The sequence below is a fragment of the Metabacillus indicus genome (assembly GCF_046603695.1).
GTDB lineage: Bacteria > Bacillota > Bacilli > Bacillales > Bacillaceae > Bacillus_P > Bacillus_P indicus.
The window spans coordinates 1,881,265-1,900,443 of record NZ_CP176757.1 but is presented as its reverse complement, the minus strand read 5'-3'; the positions used below and the strand labels follow the sequence as shown (position 1 = coordinate 1,900,443).

General features: G+C 44.1%; 21 protein-coding genes. All 21 read right to left on the bottom strand.

What is annotated here, in order from left to right; translation table 11 throughout:
- Positions 1 to 2: 2 nt before the first annotated feature.
- The 21 genes from ACK1LH_RS09520 to fliF are packed head-to-tail and all read right to left on the bottom strand — an operon-like array spanning position 3 to position 19,152.
- Positions 3 to 1,055: a flagellar biosynthesis protein FlhF gene (locus tag ACK1LH_RS09520; RefSeq protein ID WP_411334991.1), complete on the bottom strand. Its 1,053-nt coding sequence runs from the start codon at positions 1,053 to 1,055 to the stop codon at positions 3 to 5.
- Entirely contained in the window at positions 1,052 to 3,082 is a 2,031-nt protein-coding gene (gene flhA / locus ACK1LH_RS09515) for a flagellar biosynthesis protein FlhA (protein WP_411334990.1), read from the bottom strand. The genes ACK1LH_RS09520 and flhA overlap by 4 nt, the downstream gene beginning before the upstream one ends.
- A gap of 42 nt (positions 3,083 to 3,124) precedes the next feature.
- Positions 3,125 to 4,207 carry a flagellar biosynthesis protein FlhB gene (flhB, locus tag ACK1LH_RS09510; RefSeq protein WP_411334989.1) on the bottom strand — a complete coding sequence of 361 codons (1,083 nt, stop codon included), beginning with the start codon at positions 4,205 to 4,207 and terminating at the stop codon, positions 3,125 to 3,127.
- Between the two features lies 1 nt (position 4,208).
- Positions 4,209 to 4,982 carry a flagellar biosynthetic protein FliR gene (fliR, locus tag ACK1LH_RS09505; protein ID WP_411334988.1) on the bottom strand — a complete coding sequence of 258 codons (774 nt, stop codon included), beginning with the start codon at positions 4,980 to 4,982 and terminating at the stop codon, positions 4,209 to 4,211.
- A gap of 4 nt (positions 4,983 to 4,986) precedes the next feature.
- Positions 4,987 to 5,256: a flagellar biosynthesis protein FliQ gene (fliQ, locus tag ACK1LH_RS09500; protein ID WP_029281306.1), complete on the bottom strand. Its 270-nt coding sequence runs from the start codon at positions 5,254 to 5,256 to the stop codon at positions 4,987 to 4,989.
- A 14-nt stretch (positions 5,257 to 5,270) separates the two neighbouring features.
- Positions 5,271 to 5,936, bottom strand: coding sequence for a flagellar type III secretion system pore protein FliP (gene fliP, locus ACK1LH_RS09495; RefSeq protein WP_029281308.1), 666 nt, complete (start codon positions 5,934 to 5,936; stop codon positions 5,271 to 5,273).
- A complete protein-coding gene (locus ACK1LH_RS09490) occupies positions 5,933 to 6,556 on the bottom strand; it encodes a flagellar biosynthetic protein FliO (RefSeq protein ID WP_035319106.1) in 624 nt (207 codons plus the stop codon). Before ACK1LH_RS09490 ends, fliP begins: the two co-directional genes overlap by 4 nt.
- A 17-nt stretch (positions 6,557 to 6,573) precedes the next feature.
- On the bottom strand, positions 6,574 to 6,936 hold the full coding sequence (locus tag ACK1LH_RS09485) for a response regulator (protein WP_029281312.1): 363 nt from the start codon (positions 6,934 to 6,936) through the stop codon (positions 6,574 to 6,576).
- A gap of 19 nt (positions 6,937 to 6,955) precedes the next feature.
- Complete coding sequence (fliY, locus tag ACK1LH_RS09480; RefSeq protein ID WP_035206634.1) at positions 6,956 to 8,044, bottom strand: flagellar motor switch phosphatase FliY; 1,089 nt, start codon at positions 8,042 to 8,044, stop codon at positions 6,956 to 6,958.
- A 4-nt stretch (positions 8,045 to 8,048) separates the two neighbouring features.
- Positions 8,049 to 9,047, bottom strand: a complete 999-nt coding sequence (fliM, locus tag ACK1LH_RS09475) for a flagellar motor switch protein FliM (protein ID WP_029281316.1) — start codon at positions 9,045 to 9,047, stop codon at positions 8,049 to 8,051.
- A 35-nt stretch (positions 9,048 to 9,082) separates the two neighbouring features.
- Entirely contained in the window at positions 9,083 to 9,514 is a 432-nt protein-coding gene (fliL, locus tag ACK1LH_RS09470) for a flagellar basal body-associated protein FliL (protein WP_029281318.1), read from the bottom strand.
- Positions 9,507 to 9,728: a flagellar FlbD family protein gene (locus tag ACK1LH_RS09465; protein ID WP_411334987.1), complete on the bottom strand. Its 222-nt coding sequence runs from the start codon at positions 9,726 to 9,728 to the stop codon at positions 9,507 to 9,509. The genes fliL and ACK1LH_RS09465 overlap by 8 nt, the downstream gene beginning before the upstream one ends.
- 32 nt (positions 9,729 to 9,760) lie before the next feature.
- A complete protein-coding gene (flgG, locus tag ACK1LH_RS09460) occupies positions 9,761 to 10,684 on the bottom strand; it encodes a flagellar basal body rod protein FlgG (RefSeq protein WP_029565607.1) in 924 nt (307 codons plus the stop codon).
- 47 nt (positions 10,685 to 10,731) lie between these two features.
- Positions 10,732 to 11,166, bottom strand: a complete 435-nt coding sequence (gene flgD / locus ACK1LH_RS09455) for a flagellar hook assembly protein FlgD (RefSeq protein WP_029565606.1) — start codon at positions 11,164 to 11,166, stop codon at positions 10,732 to 10,734.
- A 13-nt stretch (positions 11,167 to 11,179) separates the two neighbouring features.
- Positions 11,180 to 13,432 carry a flagellar hook-length control protein FliK gene (locus ACK1LH_RS09450; RefSeq protein WP_411334986.1) on the bottom strand — a complete coding sequence of 751 codons (2,253 nt, stop codon included), beginning with the start codon at positions 13,430 to 13,432 and terminating at the stop codon, positions 11,180 to 11,182.
- A 27-nt stretch (positions 13,433 to 13,459) separates the two neighbouring features.
- Positions 13,460 to 14,029, bottom strand: coding sequence for a MotE family protein (locus ACK1LH_RS09445; RefSeq protein WP_029565604.1), 570 nt, complete (start codon positions 14,027 to 14,029; stop codon positions 13,460 to 13,462).
- A 13-nt stretch (positions 14,030 to 14,042) separates the two neighbouring features.
- Positions 14,043 to 14,486, bottom strand: a complete 444-nt coding sequence (gene fliJ, locus ACK1LH_RS09440) for a flagellar export protein FliJ (RefSeq protein WP_029565603.1) — start codon at positions 14,484 to 14,486, stop codon at positions 14,043 to 14,045.
- Complete coding sequence (fliI, locus tag ACK1LH_RS09435) at positions 14,483 to 15,805, bottom strand: flagellar protein export ATPase FliI (RefSeq protein WP_029565602.1); 1,323 nt, start codon at positions 15,803 to 15,805, stop codon at positions 14,483 to 14,485. Before fliI ends, fliJ begins: the two co-directional genes overlap by 4 nt.
- Positions 15,806 to 15,810: 5 nt before the next feature.
- Entirely contained in the window at positions 15,811 to 16,539 is a 729-nt protein-coding gene (gene fliH / locus ACK1LH_RS09430; RefSeq protein WP_029565601.1) for a flagellar assembly protein FliH, read from the bottom strand.
- A complete protein-coding gene (gene fliG, locus ACK1LH_RS09425) occupies positions 16,532 to 17,545 on the bottom strand; it encodes a flagellar motor switch protein FliG (RefSeq protein WP_029281335.1) in 1,014 nt (337 codons plus the stop codon). The genes fliH and fliG overlap by 8 nt, the downstream gene beginning before the upstream one ends.
- 14 nt (positions 17,546 to 17,559) lie before the next feature.
- Complete coding sequence (gene fliF, locus ACK1LH_RS09420) at positions 17,560 to 19,152, bottom strand: flagellar basal-body MS-ring/collar protein FliF (RefSeq protein WP_029565599.1); 1,593 nt, start codon at positions 19,150 to 19,152, stop codon at positions 17,560 to 17,562.
- Positions 19,153 to 19,179: the final 27 nt, after the last annotated feature.

Here is a 19,179-nt window from a genome sequence, read left to right as displayed (position 1 = left end):
TTCTACCTCATAATCTCCTCTGCCATCATTTTTGCGGAAGCCGGCATAATGTCATCAGGAACGTTCTGGCCATTTGAAATGTATGAAACGCCAAGCCCGGCAAACTGAACGAAATCATACAGTGAACCTTTAGCGGCTGTTTCATCTATTTTTGTAAAGATCAGCTTTTCCGGATTCATTGCACTGAAATTCAGGTAGATCTCCTGCATGTCGCTGTACTTGGAAGCAGCCGAGAGCACAAGAAAGGTTTCTGTGTCATCATTTGCTCCAAGCAGATCCTTTAATTCCTGAACGAACTCTTTGTTCCTGTAGTTTCTTCCGGCTGTATCAATAAATACGGCATCCATTTCAGCAAAGCTTTCTTTTGCTTCCTTCACATCTTCAGCGGTATAGCAGACTTTGAGCGGAGCATTTAAAATACCTGCATACGTTCTGATCTGGTCAATCGCCGCAATTCTGTATGTATCAGTTGTGATAAAGGCAATTTTTTTCTTTTCTTTTAACATGCTTTCAGCTGCAAGCTTTGCAAGAGTGGTTGTTTTCCCAACTCCGGTAGGACCCGCGGCCAAAATATATTTTTTCTCATGAGAGATCCCATTAAAGGGGAAAGCCGTCAGTTTCTCGGCCATGACTTCAGATGCTTTCAGCACCAAGTCCTGCAGGGAACGTTCCCCCTCCAATTCTCTTAATTCAGAGAGAATGTCTGCTCTTCCCTGCACTTCCTTTTCAGCCAGAAACCGTTCAAGCTCTTTCAGCTCTTGAGGCAGATTGTCCGCTTCTTCTTGTTCACGGAGCGATTTTACAAGGCTCTTCACTTCTCTCATTTCGCTCAGCAGAGAGGTTTCTGAAAGGATTTCCGGCGCCGGCATTGTCCTGAAGACAGGATCCGGATCATGCCCTGCGATGACTTCAACCTTTTTTTGGGCAAAGAAACCGAGTATTCCTCCTTTATAAACATTCTTGGAGCTTAGGATAACAGCATCCTTGCCAAGATCATTTTTAATTTGCTGCATGGCTTCCTGCATATTTGATGCAAGAAATTTTTTCACCTTCATGCAATATTCACCAACCCAACGCTCTGAACTTCAACATTTGCCTCAAGCTCATTGTAAGAAAGCACAGGAAGCTGAGGAAAGTAACGGTCAATCAGCTGCCTTACATACATCCTTACTGCAGGAGAACAGAGAAGAATCGGTGTTTGCTCCTGCAGGGAAAGCTGTTCTACTTCTTTAGCAATAGATTCAATAATGGCCTGGGAAAGATCTGGATCCATTGCCAGATAATTCCCGTGCTCGGTCTGCTGAACACCGTCAGCGACTGCTTTTTCGACTTTCCCTGACAGAGTGACTACTTTTAAAGTATCTCCGGCTGTATACTGTCCCGTAATTTGCTTTGCAAGTGCCTGTCTCGTATACTCGCAGAGCAGATCAGGATCTGATGTCAATTTCCCGTAGTCCGCAAGTGCTTCAAAGATAACCGGCAGATTGCGGATGGATACTTTTTCTTTTAAAAGCTTGGAAAGCACCTTCTGAATGTCTCCAATGGCAAGCGGGGAAGGCGTAACCTCTTCAGCAAGAATAGGATACGTTTCCCGCAGATGATCCAGCAGCTGTTTCGTTTCCTGTCTTCCAAGCAGCTCGTGCGCATGTCTTTTAATTGTTTCTGTCATATGAGTCGATACAACGGACGGAGGATCAACAACTGTATAACCGAACATTTCCGCCGCATCTTTGTTTTCTTCCGTGATCCATTTTGCAGGCAGCCCGAAGGAAGGTTCAATTGTATCGATTCCTTCAATTGAATCATCTTCAATACCTGGAGCCATTGCGAGGAAATGATCGAGAAGAATTTCACCTTTCGCGACCTCGGTCCCTTTCAGCTTAAGTCTGTATTCATTCGGCTGAAGCTGAATGTTGTCACGGATGCGGACAACAGGAATAACAAGGCCCAGTTCAATGGCAAGCTGTCTTCTGATCATGACAATCCGGTCAAGCAGGTCTCCGCCTTGATTTGCATCTGCAAGCGGTATAAGGCCATAGCCGAATTCAAACTCAATCGGATCCACATTCAGCAGCTGCACGACACTTTCCGGTGATTTCATTTCATCCAGTTCGATCTCTTCCTCAGCGGCTTCTTCTGTTTCAGGGAGTTTCTCTTTTTTGGAAATCAAGTAACCTCCTGCTCCAAAAGCGGCAGCGATCGGCACTGTGACAAACAATCCGATTGGCGTAAACAATCCAAGAAGCAAAATCGTTCCTGCAGCTACATACATCATTTTCGGATAGGCGAAAAGCTGACTTGTAATATCCGATCCCAGATTTCCGTCTGAAGCTGCTCTTGTTACGACAATACCCGTTGCAGTGGAGATAAGCAGCGCAGGTATCTGGCTGACAATCCCGTCTCCGACTGTGAGCATTGTAAAGTGGGATGCAGCGTCGCCAAATCCCATGCCAAGCTGCATCATGCCGATAATGATTCCGAAAATCATATTGATGATAACAATGATGATGCCTGCAATCGCATCTCCCTTTACGAACTTGCTCGCACCGTCCATTGCCCCGTAGAAATCAGCTTCTCTGGATACTTTCTCGCGGCGTGATCTTGCCTGCTGTTCAGAGATGACACCAGCGTTGAGATCTGCATCTATACTCATCTGCTTTCCCGGCATCGCATCTAGCGTAAAGCGGGCAGCTACCTCTGAGACACGCTCAGAGCCCTTTGTGATCACAACAAACTGGATGATGATCAGGATTAAAAACACGACAAACCCGACCAGGACATTTCCTCCGACAACGAAGGTTCCGAACGTTTCAACAACTCCTCCCGCTTCCCCTTTAGAGAGAATGGAACGGGTAGTGGAAACATTCAGCCCAAGCCTGAAGAGGGTCAGCAGCAAAAGCAGAGATGGGAATATGGCAAAATCAAGCGGCTCCTTCATGTTCATGGATGTAAGCAGCACTAGAAGAGCAAGCGTAATATTAAGCATGATCATCAGGCTTAACAGCCATGTAGGAAACGGAATAATGAGCATCGCAACAATTAAAATAACACTAAGCAATACAGTCAGATCTTTTGCTTGCATCAGGTACCTCTCTTTCTATGAAAACGCAGGCATGACAGGTTCTTATCCCTTATTTTTCAGCTGATACACGTAAGCCAGAATTTCAGCTATCGCTTTAAAAAACTCTTCCGGCACAGCCCTGCCTATATCAACCTGATCGTATAACGCTCTGGCTAAAGGACGATTCTCAATCATCGTCAAATTGTTTGTTTTCGCCGTTTCTTTGATTTTCTGAGCGACAAAATCGACTCCTTTAGCAACAACGAACGGTGCATCCATTTTATCTTCGTCATATTTAAGGGCAATTGCGTAATGAGTCGGATTTGTAATCACTACATCAGCCCCCGGTACATCCTGCATCATTCTGCGTGTTGCCATTTCCCGCTGCTTTTGCTTAATTCTCGACTTGATCAGCGGATCTCCCTCGGATTTTTTAAACTCGTCTTTTAAATCCTGTTTTGACATCCGGATATTTTTCTCGAAATCATATTTTTGATAAAAATAATCGAGAAGCGAGAGAAAAAGCAGGGCAATGGATGCGAACAGCCCCATCTGAAAAGCAAGCTTTGAAACAAATAGAAACGCTTTTTCAACTGACAGCTTTGAAAGCGACAGAATCCCGTCCATCTGAAACCAAATAACGGAAAAAGTGACAGCCCCGACAAACGAGATTTTCAGAATGGATTTCAGCAGTTCAACAACAGCTCTGAGCGAATAAATTCGCTTAAATCCTTGAATTGGATTGATTTTTTCCAGCTTCATCTGCACCGCTTCAGTTGAAAATAAAAACCCGACCTGCAAGTAATTCCCCGCAATCCCCGCTACCAGGGCAACCCCCATGATCGGTCCGACCATATACGCAGACTGAACAGCAATCTGCATCATTAATTCATGGACATTTTTCTCCGACAATTGAAGCAGCAATGTCTCCTGCAGCGAAGATTTCATCAGTGCAAGAAGCTGCTTCATCATATATGGTCCAATAAACAGAAAGGCAAGGAATACCGCGAGAAGGCCGATGGCTGTATTTACATCTGCACTCTTTGCAACCTGCCCCTTTTTTCTGACGTCTTCGCGTTTTCTCGGGGTGGCTTTTTCTGTTTTTTCTCCTGAAAAGAACTGCAGGTCCAGTTTTATAAATTCCATGTCAGCCTCCGGCAAAAAGTTGCATCAAATTTCTCATCGTTTCAATCATCATTTCCATCACATGCTGAATGAGCATAAAAATAGAGCCCATAACAAGAATAAGCATCACAAAGCTGACTCCGATCTTAAGAGGCAGACCTACGACGAAAATATTCAGCTGCGGAACAGTCCGGGCAGTAATTCCAAGGGCAAGGTCCACCAAAAAGAGAGAAGCAGCGACCGGAAAGGACATTTGGAACGCGATCAGAAACATTGCGCTGAATGCTTTCGTGATTAATAGTGCTGCACTTCCATCACCAAGAGGAAACAATTCTCCTCTAAGAGGAATAAATTGATAGCTGTAAAACACACCGTCCAAAAGCAGATGATGCGCATTTATGCTCAGCATGAACAAAAGCGCCAAGACATTCAGAAACTGCCCGATCAGCGGACTTTGAGAGCCTGTCTGGGGATCGATAATGTTTGCAATAGCAAAGCCCGTCTGAAAATCAATTAAACTTCCGGCGATTTGGACAGCCGCGAGCATCAAGTAAGCAGAAAACCCGATCATGAGGCCAATAAGCACTTCTTTCAGCACCAGCAGAACAAATTCTCCGCCTATTTCTACAGGTTCTGGCTGAACAGATGAAAAAACAATGACTGATAAAAAGAATGAAAAACCAATTTTGTGCTGCTGCGGAATCGTTCTGTATGAAAACAGCGGCATTGTGACAAAAAAAGCGCTCATTCTTGCAAAAATAAGCAAAAATGCCGGAAAATACTCAATTGCATTCATTCTCTTATCCTACAAACCGGTCAAGGTTGCCCAAGATGTCCTGTGCGTACGAAATAATCGTAGACAGCATCCATGGACCGAAAAAAATCAGCCCGACAAGAACCCCGACAATTTTCGGAACAAACGCAAGCGTTTGTTCCTGTATTTGAGTTGTGGCCTGAAAGATACTTACTGCAAGTCCAATGATCAGTGCAATGGCAAGCAGCGGCCCGCAAATAATCAGCGTAGTATAAATCGCTTTTTCTGCTATAGAAATTACAAATTCAGAACTCATCTTTTATCTCCTGTTCAAAAGCTTTGAAGCAATGATTTCACAACCAGGTACCACCCATCCACAAGAACGAACAGAAGGATTTTAAATGGCAGAGAAATCATCACGGGAGGGAGCATCATCATCCCCATAGACATCAAAATACTCGCTACAACCATATCAATGACCAAAAAAGGAATGAAAATCATAAATCCAATTTGAAAGGCTGTCTTGATCTCACTTATTGCAAACGCAGGAACAAGTGCAGTCAAAGGGATATCTTCAACTGACTTGGGCTTTTCAAGATTGGCATATTGAAGAAACAGCGCAAGGTCTTTCTGCCTTGTATGTTTGCTCATAAATTCCTTGAGCGGAAGCGATGCCTTATCATATGCCTCCTCAAGACCGATTTCTTCATTGAATAAAGGTGTCAGCGCCTGCTGATTGATATCAGAAAAAACCGGGGCCATGATAAAAAAAGTTAAAAACAAAGCAATTCCGATCAGGATCTGATTAGGCGGCATCTGCTGAGTGGCAAGAGACGTCCTGACAAATGAAAGCACGATGATGATTCTCGTGAAACATGTCATTAAAATCAGAATGCTTGGAGCGAGAGAAAGGACAGTCAGCAAAAGCAGCAGCTTGACAGATGTGCTTACATTCGCAGCATCGCTTGAGCTGAATATTTCTATAAATTCGTTCATTCTTTGCTGTCCTTTCTCTTTATTTCTTCAAATGCGGAATGCCGGTCATTTCTCAAGCGAAGAAGCTGGTCTTTAAATGAAGCCAAAGGTTTTTCTTCCCGGGAACCGGATGCCCCGGTTAGTCCGGACAGATTTTTAACCCAATCCGGCTGAACCTTGTGCTGCATAAACTTTTCTTCATGGAGCCTGACAATTTCTTTGCATTCTTCTTCGTCATCTATTTCCTTCAGCAGCTGAACACTCTCTGACACCCCGACGACAAGAATACTGCCGCCGACTTTCACCAGCTGTACACTTCTGTTCTGCCCAACATTTGTTCCGCCGAGATTCTCTATGTATTTGGATGAAGCGTTCAGCCTGTTTCTTCCCGCTGTAACCTTTATAAGCATATAAATTAAGAAAAGGACAAAACCAGTAGCAAGAATCATTTTAATAAAATCCCATGCTGATACCCCGGGAGCAGCCGCGACTTCCTTCTGGTCTTCAGGACTTGAAGGCCGGTCGTTTTTCACCCAGTCAGAAACGGTGCCTGATTCCTGTCCGGCAAAAACTTGAACGGGCTCATTAACAAGCAGACAGAAACAGAAGGACAGCAAAAACCATAGCCATTTTGTATTCACGTGCTGATATTCTCCCTTTAGCTTAATGTTTTATTGATTGCTTCAAGCACCCGGTCTGCCTGAAACGGCTTCACGATAAAATCCTTCGCGCCAGCCTGAATCGCATCAATGACCATTGCCTGCTGACCCATGGCAGAACACATGATAACCCGTGCATGAGGATTCATTTTTTTAATTTCCTTTAAAGCCGTTATTCCGTCCATCTCAGGCATCGTGATATCCATTGTGACAAGATCAGGATGGTGTTCTTTGTATTTTTCTACTGCCTGCGCCCCGTCAGCAGCCTCTGCAACCACATCAAACCCGTTCTTTGTCAAAATATCTTTGATCATCATTCTCATAAAAGCTGCGTCATCCACAATCATAATTTTATGTGCCATGTTCGTCTCTCCCTAAAAATTACTTAATTCTGTTTAAGCGTTCGGACTGGCTCAGGATATCTGTCACCCGCACACCGAAGTTTTCCTCGATGACTACGACTTCTCCCTGAGCAACAATTTTATTGTTGATCAGTATATCAACAGGCTCTCCTGCAAGTTTATCAAGTTCAATAATGGATCCCGCGGACAGTTCAAGAATCTCTTTCACTGAACGCTTCGTTCTGCCAAGTTCAACCGTTACTTTAAGCGGAATATCAAGCAGCATATCAAGATTTTTCATGTCGCTTTTAGGTACTGTCACCTGGTCAAATGAAGAAAATTCTGCCGGTTTCACTTCAACCGGACTAGGTTTGTAGTGGACTTCTTCCTCCTGAACCGGTATTTGAGGCGGCGCCTGCTGCTGATAGGCTTTATTAGGCATTGTCTCAATTGCAGCTGCCGGTTCTGGCGGATTCATCAGTTCATCAACAAGACCCTTTGCAAAATGGAGGGGAAGCAGCTGCATGATTTCTGAATCGATCAGAGTTCCTACTTTGATTCTGAATGCAACCTTCAAAAAAGGATCATCCTGCGGTAGCGCCTCTGTCCCTTCTCCGCCTTTTAAATCAAGAAGTTCTATAGATGGAGGAGAAATATCGACTTTTTTATTGAAGATCGTCGACATAGATGTAGCAGCAGAACCCATCATTTGATTCATAGCTTCCTGCACGGCGCTGATCATAATGTCATTCAGCTCTGTATCTGTTATTTCACCGTTGCCGCCGATCATTAAGTCCGCGATGATCGCTGCATCACTCTGTTTAATCACAAGCAGGTTGCTTCCTGTAAACCCTTCAGTATAATTCACTTCGATCGCGACATATGGATGCGGAAATTCATCTGCAAGCTTTTGCCTTTGAATGACTGACACTGTCGGAGTTGTGATGTCCACTTTTTGCTGAAGAAGAGTCGACAGCGCTGTTGCAGAACTTCCAAATGAAATATTTCCGATTTCACCGATTGTGTCTTGCTCCATTAATGTAAGGTAATCTTCTATTAAATTATCAGAATCATAGTCGCTGCTCCCGCTGCCATTCAGCAGGGCATCGATTTCATCCTGAGATAACATCCCGTTACTCACTTTCTTTTTGCCCCCCTTGGTATTGTCCCAACACTTGCACAGCCGATTTCCGCCTGATTTTTCCGGGCTGCCCGGTGAATTTTGGCTGGTCTCCAATTTTAATGATCAAAGGCTGATCTATTGACGTTTCAAGCTGGATGACATCTCCTGCTGAAATATCCAAAAACTCCTGTACGGTAATTTCTGAATATCCAAGCTCCGCTGTTACCTCAAGTTCTGCACCATGAATTTTCTTTTCAAGAGCGTTCACTTCAGCTTCTTTTGGCTCTTTTCGCTCGGACTGCATCCAAAAATGAACGCTCAGCCTAGGCATGATCGGCTCAAGAACGACATGCGGTATGCATATGTTTATCATCCCGCTGGTATCGCCGATCTGCGTGTTTAATGAAATGACAACGACGGTTTCATTTGGCGATACCAGTTGGAGAAACTGCGGATTCACCTCAAGCTTCATATCCGCAGGTTCAATATCATACACAGATCCCCAGGCCTCTCTGTAATTATCGAGAGATTTTTCAAACAGGTTTGTCATAATTTTCGTCTCAATCTCAGTCAATGAAGTCGAGTGGCTAATTCCTGTACCATGACCTCCCATCAGCCTGTCCATCATGGCATAGGCGATGTTACGGTTTACTTCCATAAGGACTCTGCCATTCAGCGGTCTTGCTTCAAATACGTTTAATACGGTCATCTTTGGAATTGAACGGATAAATTCCTCATATGGAAGCTGGTCAACAGCTCCGGCTGTAATTTGAACGTACGTGCGGAGCTGAGCGGAAAAATACGTCGTCAATAGCCTTGCAAAATTTTCATGAATTCTAGTTAAGCTTCTGATTTGGTCTTTTGAAAAGCGCAGCGCTCTCTTAAAATCGTAAACCTTTACTTTCTTTTCCGTTTCTTCCTTTTTCAGTTCATCTGCATCCATCTCTCCTGAAGAGATTGCAGACAGCAGGGCATCTATTTCACTCTGGGACAGTATCTCGCTTGACATCATTCACACCTCCTGCGCACAGAATTTTTGCAAGATTACTGGATAATATAGGAGGTTGTGTATACCTTCTTGATTTCGCCCTTTTGCAGTAATTCATTCACTTGTTTTTGCACGGTCTTTTTAAATGCATTCATGCCTTCTTTTCCGTCAAGTTCTTCGGCCGTTATGCTTGAAAGCTCAGAAATAATGATATCTCTTACTTGAAATTCTCTTTTTTCAAGCTCTTCCTTCGCTTTTTTGCTGTCCGTTTCAAGCTTGAAGGAAAGCCGGACAATATTATCGCTTGAGAGATTTGTCGTGATTTCGGGAAGATCATAGGATTGAGCAATAACATCATCAATGGATGGTCCTTTTTCTTTTGCTTCAGCAGTACCCATGAAATTTGTTACGATAACAAGTGCTGTCACCCCTACAAGCGTGATCGACGTAATAATGACAAGCATGATCGTCATTAGTTTTTTATTCATCTTCCTTCACCTCCGCAGAAGCAGCTGCATGCATGATATAAATCTCCTGGTAAAACTTCTTGATTCTCTCAGCAACCTCTGCTTCAGATTCCTTCACTACAAATTTCTTTCCATTTGTCAGTGTGATGGTTGTATCGGGAAAGGACTCTATCTGTTCCATATAAATGGCATTCAGTCTAAACGGTTTGCCGTTTAATCTTGTCAGTAAAATCAATTTATTCGGGGTACAGCCCCCTGCCCCCTAACCTATCGTTTTAAGTTCATCAGTTCCTGAAGGATTTCATCTGAAGTGGTGATCACTTTTGTGTTGGACTGGAAACCGCGCTGTGCAACAATCATGTCTGTGAATTCCTCTGCGAGATCTACGTTGGACATTTCGAGGAATCCGGTCATGATTGTTGCAGAACCGTTTTGGCCAGGGATATCAAGTTCTGCTAGTTCCCATGTATTATTGTTGTTTTTATCGATAGTTCCTGAGTTGCTTGACTCTTTATAAAGATTTCCTCCAACTTTTTCAAGCCCTCCGTCGTTCGCAAAATTCGCTACGCGTATTTGGCCGCTGACTCGTAATTGACCGCCTGAATCGACAAAAGAAACAGTTCCATCAGGGCCAATATTAAAGCTCTTTGCATCCAGAGGAATTTGTAAAAGTCCTGCAGAATTACTAGTACCCGTTCCAAAGCCGGCATTTGTTTTTTGACCAGCTTCACCAATTAAGTAGTAGCCGTCTGCAGTAACAAGGTAACCCTGATCATCAAGATAGAAGTTGCCTGCTCGTGTGTAACTTAAATCCACAGCATCTTCTATAGGTCCGTTAATCTTATTTGTAGTAAAATCAACACTTCCTTTAATTGTCCCAACCGCAAAAAATCCGTCTCCTGCAAGCGCAAGGTCAAGAGTCCGTCCCGTTGATTGGTTAGCCCCCCCGGTGTGAATCGTATCGATAGAACTAAGTGCCGATCCAAGACCAACCTGCTTGGCGTTCATGCCGCTTGTGTTGGCAGTAGCAGCACTAGCGCCTGCCATTTGCTGGCTCATAAGATCTTTGTAAGTCACACGGCCTTTTTTGAATCCGTACGTATTGACGTTTGCGATGTTATTTCCGATGACATCAAGCTTTGTTTGAAAGTTTTTCATTCCGCTTACTCCTGAGTACAATGAACGCAACATATAAAATCTCTCCCTGTTTTTTTATCATTTTGACCTATTTGCACGCTTTAGGAAGCGGATGCTTCCGTTACTTTTGTGACAAAAGCACTTGGCACTTCGTCTCCGTTTTGCATTTCGAGTATGATATCCGGACCGGATTGTTTGATGGATTTTACAATTCCAGTTTTTGCTTCACCGTCTTCTGTTTTCCAGTCAATTTGCTTCCCTATCATCTCAGAGTATTTCAAGATGCCGTCATTCACCTGAACCTGTATGAAGCTGCTCATTTGTGTATTCAAGTTGGTCATCTGCTCCAGTGATGAAAAGCTTGCCATCTGTGAAATGAATTCTTTATCTTCCATAGGATTAAGAGGATCCTGGTTTTGCAGCTGTGCAATAAGTATTTTCAGGAAATCATCTTTTCCGAGACTTGATTTCCCTCCAGTTCTGACAGCTGCAGTTGAAGAAAGGAAAAGTCCCGAGTCAATCGTATTTTGAGCCATTATTTATCTCCTTTTATGTCAGCATGTTCAGATGATCCTTGAATGAATCCGGCTCTTCAGCGCGGTCTTCCTCACTCTGTTCTTTTTCCGGCTGCCTTTCGTCCTGATGGCGTTCGCGGAAAGAGTCCGGCTGTTCCCCGTATACGTCAAATCTGTCTACAGCAATTTGAAACGCCGGAAGGGCTGCTTTGAGATGCTGAATACTTTGTTCCACAAGCTCTTTTGCAGACGAGGTTGAGGTAATAATTTTTGCAGTCGTTTCCCCGTTCAGCCTCTGAAGCTTTACTGTCAGGAGGCCAAGATGCTCAGGCGCAAGTCGGATTGTCATTTGGGAAAATCCGTTTAAAGCAAAAGCAGGTTTTGCTCTTTTAAACACCTCTGTAATCTGGGCTGAAAATTCCCGTTTAACCGGCTCATCCTGATTCTCCTTTAATTCAGGGGAAGCATTTAGCTTTACCTCTGTAAGTCCCGGTGAAGGCTGATGCACAGTACTGTTCCCGTCCTTGTTGAACAATTGCTGCCATTCATTCTTCATTTCCGGCAAGCCTGGACTGCGCATGTGATTCTCCGTCACATTTACCTCCAATTGTTTGAGGTCTGCCTGAAAATTACCTATGGATTCAGGAACCTGCGGCCTGTTTCCATTGCTGGATTCAGCTGCAGTCGGTCTGAAATAGCCTTTACTCAGAAGCTGATGGACAGCCTCCTGTTTTCCCCCGCCTGGTTCTATTTCTTTTTTCAGCGGAAGGCGGCCGATGTCAGGCTTTTCTGTATAACTGCCTTTTTGAAGGATCTGAAGGATCTGATTCCCTTCTAGTTGTGACTGCAGATTTTTCAGTGAAGAAATCGTTCTATTTAAGTCTGTACTGACTGCAGCGCTTATCTCTTCAATAAGACGGGCAAGACCCTGTTCTCCGCCTGCAGAAAAAATACGGTGAAGCGGCTTTAAAATGGCCGCAAGTTTATCAATCGCATTCATGCTTACAACGGTTTTCTCCGGCTGGTTGTTAAGTTCCATGTCCTCTTTAATCTGACTCGTTCTATCTGAATGCCCCAATTCCAAAACATTACTTACCGCTTGCTTAATGGCAGTTAAAATATGTCCCCCAATGGTTTCATCATTAGAAGGTGTACTGAATAATGGACTTCCTGCAAACAATGTTTGCTGTGCATGTCCCCTAAACGAGTTCACTATACCGTCATGACGGGTAATGCTCCCTGCATGCTGTGAATCTTTCAGCAAGTCAGCCAAAGGCTCACTGTTTTTACCCATTACTTGTGCAGCAAGCTGTTCCTTTTCAGCTGACTGATTTTGGACAGTTGATGATTCCTGTCCTAAAGTTAGACTGTCATATTCTGAAGCTTGAGGAGTGGCAGGTCTGCCTGTGAAACTCTCTTTTTCAGTCACTGCCGTTTTCGTTTCAGCAATAAGTGTGACAGCAGCAGGAATTTCATCAACTTGCACTAAAGCAGAAGCGATGTCTTCGTCGCTCATTTCTTTGAGCGTTCTGCCAGTGAAAAGAAATGCCTTTTCTTCTGCCGCTTTGTTTTCTTCTGCCTTTTGCGGCATGTTTACTTCATCCGTTTTTTCCATCTGCTGCACCATTTCTTCTGTTTTTGCTTTTGGTTCTGCACGAAACGGTTCAAAACTCCCCTTTGGAAAAACAGGAATATCTTTTGAATACTGACTCATCCCTACCGTTTCAGTAATCCCGGAGTCCTTATTTGCAGGTTTTTTCGCCTGCTGCAGCTGTTCTTCGGGAGAGGCATGCGCATTGGTCATGTTTTCTGATATAGCGCCGGTTTTAGCTTGAAGGTTTGGAGCAACCCTTCCTGAAAAACCTGCCTCGCTTTCAGGTGCTCTGATTTCACCTGCTCCGTTTTTAACCCTTGTTATTTCAGGATAAACAGCCTGTTCAGACGCAGTTTCTGTTTTCAAAAATCTGCCTAACCCGGTTTTAGTCTGTTTAGATACCGTCTGTTCCGCAGCCAGCGGGAGCGGCGGCAGGCCGTATTCAGATCCTTCAGGCATGAAGGCTTCATTTATTCCCAATTCCTTTATCAGCTCTTTGAATGCAGCTTCTAATTCAGGATCAGCGTTTTCCGTTTTCTCATCAAAAATGTCACTTTGCCCTTCTGTCTCAGTACTGCCTGCCGCACCGGCACTGCCAAGAAGTAAGGATAAAAAGGAAACCTGTACCCCTGAACCCGCCTTTCCGTCATTGTTCATGAGCGAAACCGGGCCAGCCGGAAACGTAATTTTCAACCTGCATCCCCCTTTGTCTCTTGCAAACTAGGAATCTGAAAGCATATTTGTGTATTTAGCGGCGTCTTCCGGACTCATTTTTTCCAGAACAGAAATAACTTGATCATCACCAATAGCTTTCAGAATCTTTAATGCTTCTTCATTAGAAAGCAGCGGAATGATTGCTGCGGCTTTTTTGCTTGTCATTTTATCGTAAAGTTTGGCGACATCCCGTCCGTTTTCCCCTTCGGCTGCTGCCGTTTTCAGCTGTTCTTCCATAGATCTTAATTCCTGGCTCAGACGCTGAATCTCTTTCTCTTTTAAGTCCCTGTCATTTTCAAGGGCAGCTATATCCTGCTGCTGTCGTTTTATTTCTGACTTTTGAAGCTCATTTTCATCTTTGAGTTCTTTTTCTGCAGAAGACTTTGCGTGACCGGATGCTTTCTGTTCTGCCGAAATCCCCGGCAGCAGCGCGGCAGTTTCTTTAAGTTTTCCGGTTACGTCAATTCCTGCAACAGTTAAAATGACCGCAATGAAGGTTACCGTAAAAAAGAAAGGGATGATGACAACAAAGAGCAGCCATTGGAATTTTCCAGTTTCTTTTTCATCGTTTTTCACTTTCGCTTTTCACCTAATTCCCCCGCATGGCATAAGACTGGACAGAAAGATCGTCCATACTCTTGATTTCAGTGTCTTTCACCCAGCGCACATAGACTTCGCGGTGTTTTTCTCTCATTTTTTCATACTTTTTTACTTCTATATTTTTTTCTGTGAGAACTTGCTGCTTTTCATTCATTCTCTCTCTTGTTGATGCTGTGAGATGTTGATAGTGTGAAATTGTTTTTTCAAGATTTGATACAAACTGCTGAAAGTGCCGGATTTCCTGAACCGGCATGCCCGAATTCAGCTGAAAGAGCGTTTTTTCTTCAAGCATTTCTTTTTTCTTCAGGCATGTGTACAGCTTTTCGGCAGCCTGCTCAAAGTCTGCTACCGATAACTGATAAGCTTCAAGAGACTGATCTTTTTCCATTTCTTTAAGTTCAAGAATTTTTTGAAACCTGTAAGCATATTTCACGTGTTATCTCCTATTTCAATCAGTGATTGCAGGTACTCAGCACTTTGTTCAAATGAGATTTTTTCGTGCACATCCTGCTTTAGAAAAGAAAGGATCTTCGGATAATACCTGATCGCTTCGTCAATTTCTCTGCTGGTTCCGCGCTTGTACGCGCCTATATTAATTAAGTCCTCAGAGTTTAAATAGACAGCAAGCAGATCCCTTAGCTTTGATGCGCTTTTCTTTTGTTCAGCAGGGACAATCTGGCTCATCACACGGCTGATGCTTTTCAGCACATTGACTGCAGGAAATTGCCCTTTATTTGCAAGATTTCTGTCGAGGACGATGTGGCCGTCAAGAATTCCTCTCACCGTATCTGAAATCGGCTCATTCAGATCATCCCCATCAACCAGTACTGTATAAAAAGCAGTAATGGAACCATGTTCATTTGTTCCGGTCCGTTCAAGCAGCTTCGGAAGGACGGCAAACACACTCGGAGTGTAGCCTTTTGTGGTCGGAGGCTCTCCTGCTGCAAGACCAATTTCCCTTTGCGCCATGGCAACACGGGTGACAGAATCCATCATCAGCATCACATTTAACCCTTTATCCCTGAAATATTCTGCGATTGCAGTAGCTGTGTAAGAAGCCTTCAGTCTCATCAGGGCAGGCTGATCAGATGTAGCCGCCACAATAATGGACCTTTTCAGCCCTTCCTCACCAAGATCTTTTTCAATGAATTCACGAACTTCCCGTCCGCGCTCTCCAATGAGGGCAATGACATTCAGGTCTGCTTTTGTGTTTCTTGCAATCATACCGAGAAGCGTACTTTTTCCTACACCGCTTCCTGCAAAAATGCCGACACGCTGTCCTTTTCCAACTGTCAAAAGACTGTCAATGACTCTGACCCCAACTTCCATCGTTTCATTGATTGGCGGGCGGCTCATAGGGTTTGGAGGATTTTGTTCAGCTGATATTGGCGTCAGGCCTTTTGGAAGCGGCGATTGATTAAAGGGAAGGCCGAATGCATCAATTGTCTGGCCGATCAGCCCCATTCCCGCTTTAATCTTCAAAGGCTCATTAGTTGCTTCAACCAGGCTTCCCGGTGAGATCTGGTTCACATGCTCAAAAGGCATCAACAAGACATATTCATCTCTGAAACCCACTACTTCTGCAGCAATTTTCAATTCTTTAGAAGAACCCGCATGAATGTAGCAAAGGTCGCCAATTGAGCTTTCCGGACCTTTGGATTCAATCATCAGACCGATTACCTTGCTTACTTTTCCATATCTTTTAAATGAATCCAATGAATCTATTTTTTGAAGCAAGTCTGCTGCATTCATAACCGTCAACCCTCCCCAATCAGCTGAAGCATGCTTTTTTTCAGCTGATTCAGCTGGGCATCCACTCCGGCATCCATTGTGCCGGAAGGAGATTCAATCATGCAGCTTCCTTCCTGAAGACTTTCGTCAGGATAAATGAACAGATCAGCCTTAGAAAGCAGCACATCTTCAAGCTCGCTTTTTTGCTTGAGGAGCCTGCTGTAATAAAGCGGGTTTACGAACACTTTTATTTCCGGATGTTCTCTGACTTCATGCAAAGCTTTTTTAACTAGATCGGCAAAGCAGGCAGGATGCTCTTCAAGCTTGATGAACATGATTTTTTCAGAAAGCTTCACAGCCAGATTAATAATGGTTTCTTCTGATTGGGACACTTTTTCTATGTAATCCTCTTTTGCCTGCTCCACAATGGTTTTCGCCTCTGAGAGAAAAGAACTGTATTGCTGCATGGCTTCCTGTCTGCCTGTCTCAAAACCGGCTTGAAACCCCTCTTCTCTCGCCTTTAGTTCTTGCTGTTTTTTTTCACTGATCCATTTTTCCTGCTCGTCTTTTGCCTGCATTAGGATTCTGTCTGCCTGAACTCTGGCATGTTCCAGCAGCTGATCGGCGTCTGCTTTTGCCTGATGCATGACCATCTCGGGATTCATTGTCTCAGCTGGTGCGGACAAAATCGTTCTTAAGATAATTGCTTTCTTGCCCTGTTCTGCTGCACGGACTGATTTAATCAAGTTAGACAATGATATCATCCCCCCCGCCGCGGGCAATGACGATTTCTCCTGCATCCTCAAGTCTGCGGATAACAGAGACAATTCGTGATTGTGCTTCTTCTACATCCCGAAGTCTGACTGGACCCATAAACTCCATTTCTTCTTTAAATGTGTCTGCCATTCTCTTGGACATGTTCTGAAACACAATTTCCTTCACTTCTTCGCTTGCCACTTTAAGTGACAGCATCAGGTCTTCGTTTTCAACATCTCTGATGACGCGCTGAATGGCCCTGCTGTCGAGTGTGACAATATCCTCAAAAACAAACATCCGTTTTTTGATTTCTTCTGCAAGCTCAGGATCCTGAATTTCAAGAGAATCAAGGATGGTCTTTTCTGTACTGCGGTCTACACCGTTCAGCACCTCTACAACCGCTTCCACTCCGCCTGTCTGCGTATAATCCTGTGTGACAGCGGAAGACAGCTTTCTCTCAAGAACCTGTTCAACTTCATTGATAATTTCCGGTGACGTCCTGTCCATTTTGGCAATCCTTATGGCAATATCTGCCTGCTGCTGATGCGGCAGACCAGACAGGATCTGTCCTGACTGAACCGGATCAAGGTAGGAGAGAATGAGCGCAATCGTTTGCGGGTGCTCTCCCTGAATAAAATTAAAGATTTGAGCCGGATCAGCTTTTCTCGCAAAATCAAACGGCTTTACCTGCAAGGAAGATGTGAGCCGGTGGATAATGCTAGAAGCCCGCTCTTCTCCAAGCGCTTTTTCAAGAATTTGTTTCGCATATGAGATACCGCCCTGGGAAATGAATTCCTGCGCCATCGCGATTTGATGAAACTCTTCGATTATTCCTTCTTTATTCTGGGAATCTACATTTCTTACACTCGAAATCTCTAATGTAAGCTTTTCTATTTCTTCTTCAGAAAGATGCTTGTAAACCGATGCGGCTGCGTCAGGACCTAAAGAAATCAGAAGGAGGGCGGCTTTTTGCTTGCCTGTCAGTTTGTTTGCTCGTTTAACCATTTATGAGTAACCTCCTATTCTTCCGTCAGCCATGATCTGAGCAATTTGGCAAAGTCCTCCGGTTTATCCCGCGCCATTTTTTCGAGCTGCTTTCTGCGGACATCCCCTTCGCTTTCGGGTGCATCATTTACATCTGGAAGGATAATCTTCTCCTGATAGAATATTTCCTCTTCTTCCGGTTCAGCTTGTTCTTTTTTATTTCTTCTAAACAGCAAAATCAGAAGAATCGCAATGACGAGGAGCATTGCGCCTCCTGCAATGTATAGCCATAACGGGATAGAACGGACCGTTTCAGCATCCATTGCCTGTTTTCCGGCAAACGGCTGAACAGATACAGAAATCTTTTCCTCTACTTGTTCAGCAGTTAACGGCTCTGCCTGAGGATCCTTATCGATGGAAGTCCGGACGATGGAGCCGAGAAGCTGCTGAATATCTGCGATGCTTTGTGCAGATAGAGAGGCTGGGTCATCTGCAGCAGGCGGTTCAACCATGACCTGTATGCCCAGATCCCTGACTCTGTATGGACTTTCTGTAATTTCTCTTTTTACACGATTGACTTCATTGTTTATTCGTTCTTCTACTTTTTCATAATCTCCTGAACCTTCGCCCTGAACGGCTTCATATCCGGGAACATCATCTTCTCCTGTTCCGGTTACTCCGCCTGCACCGGCACCCTCTCCGCTGTAGGTTTCTGTAATCCGTTCAACGCTCACGGCCAAACCTTCATTGTTCTCTTCATCAGCAGCTTCGACAAGATTTTCTTCCCGTTTTTCCTGAGTGAAATCAAGATCTGCAGTGACCGAAACGACAACTTTATCCTGGCCCATCATCGTTCCGAGCATTTTTTGAACTTGCCGCTGTATGTCTTTTTCAATCTTCGACTTCAGATCGTGCTGAGAACTGATGTTTTCGGCAAGCGGCATATTTTCATCACTTTTCAAATCAAAATACTCAAAGTTCTGGTCCATGATGACGATATTATCAGTGGATAATCCCGGAACACTCTTTGATACTAAATGGTACAAAGCATTCACGTTAGCCTGATCGAGCTGAACACCAGGTTTAGTGTTAAGCACAATAGATGCAGTAGCTGTACCGTTGTCCTCACTGACAAAAACTGATTCTTTCGGAAGGTTGATCATGACCTTTGCATCATCAACCCCCTCAATCCCCTTCATCAGATTCGAAAGCTCTGTCTGAGTTGCCTTCAATTTTAAAACATCAAATTCATTATCGGTCATCCCAAATCCAATGTTCTGTCCGAAAAAGGAATAATCAATGACCCCGCTGTTTGGTATGCCTTCTGCTGCGAGCTCCACTTTCAGCGTGTCGGTCATTTCGGCAGGCACCATGATCGTTGAGCCATTATCCGTAATTTTTGATTGTATGCCCTGTGAGTCAAGCGTTTCTTTGATCTGGCCTGTCTCATTGGGTGATAAGTCCCTGTAAAGCGGCACCAGCCGCGGATTTGCTGCCATATAGCCTGCAATCACAGCAAAAAGCAGCAAAGCTGCCGCACCGCCAATCATAAATCCTTTTTGCGCTTTTGACCTTTCATTCCAAAATTGTCTGGTTTTCATTCTGAATTCTGTTACTTTTTGATTCATTCGTTGAAATCCCCCGATAAAGACAGC

Excerpts from the sequence above, each read along its gene's own strand:
- flhA (WP_411334990.1), bottom strand. The coding sequence starts at position 3,082 with ATGCAAGCAAAAGATCTGACTGTATTGCTTAGTGTTATTTTAATTGTT.
- fliP (WP_029281308.1), bottom strand. The coding sequence starts at position 5,936 with ATGAACGAATTTATAGAAATATTCAGCTCAAGCGATGCTGCGAATGTA.
- ACK1LH_RS09485 (WP_029281312.1), bottom strand. The coding sequence starts at position 6,936 with ATGGCACATAAAATTATGATTGTGGATGACGCAGCTTTTATGAGAATG.
- fliF (WP_029565599.1), bottom strand. The coding sequence starts at position 19,152 with ATGAATCAAAAAGTAACAGAATTCAGAATGAAAACCAGACAATTTTGG.
- flgD (WP_029565606.1), bottom strand. The coding sequence starts at position 11,166 with ATGGCTCAAAATACGATTGACTCGGGACTTTTCCTTTCTTCAACTGCA.
- fliI (WP_029565602.1), bottom strand. The coding sequence starts at position 15,805 with ATGAATGCAGCAGACTTGCTTCAAAAAATAGATTCATTGGATTCATTT.
- fliM (WP_029281316.1), bottom strand. The coding sequence starts at position 9,047 with ATGTCAAGCGAGATACTGTCCCAGAGTGAAATAGATGCCCTGCTGTCT.
- fliY (WP_035206634.1), bottom strand. The coding sequence starts at position 8,044 with ATGTTATCTCAGGATGAAATCGATGCCCTGCTGAATGGCAGCGGGAGC.
- ACK1LH_RS09520 (WP_411334991.1), bottom strand. The coding sequence starts at position 1,055 with ATGAAGGTGAAAAAATTTCTTGCATCAAATATGCAGGAAGCCATGCAG.
- fliQ (WP_029281306.1), bottom strand. The coding sequence starts at position 5,256 with ATGAGTTCTGAATTTGTAATTTCTATAGCAGAAAAAGCGATTTATACT.
- fliR (WP_411334988.1), bottom strand. The coding sequence starts at position 4,982 with ATGAATGCAATTGAGTATTTTCCGGCATTTTTGCTTATTTTTGCAAGA.
- fliL (WP_029281318.1), bottom strand. The coding sequence starts at position 9,514 with ATGAATAAAAAACTAATGACGATCATGCTTGTCATTATTACGTCGATC.
- flgG (WP_029565607.1), bottom strand. The coding sequence starts at position 10,684 with ATGTTGCGTTCATTGTACTCAGGAGTAAGCGGAATGAAAAACTTTCAA.
- flhB (WP_411334989.1), bottom strand. The coding sequence starts at position 4,207 with ATGGAATTTATAAAACTGGACCTGCAGTTCTTTTCAGGAGAAAAAACA.
- fliG (WP_029281335.1), bottom strand. The coding sequence starts at position 17,545 with ATGGTTAAACGAGCAAACAAACTGACAGGCAAGCAAAAAGCCGCCCTC.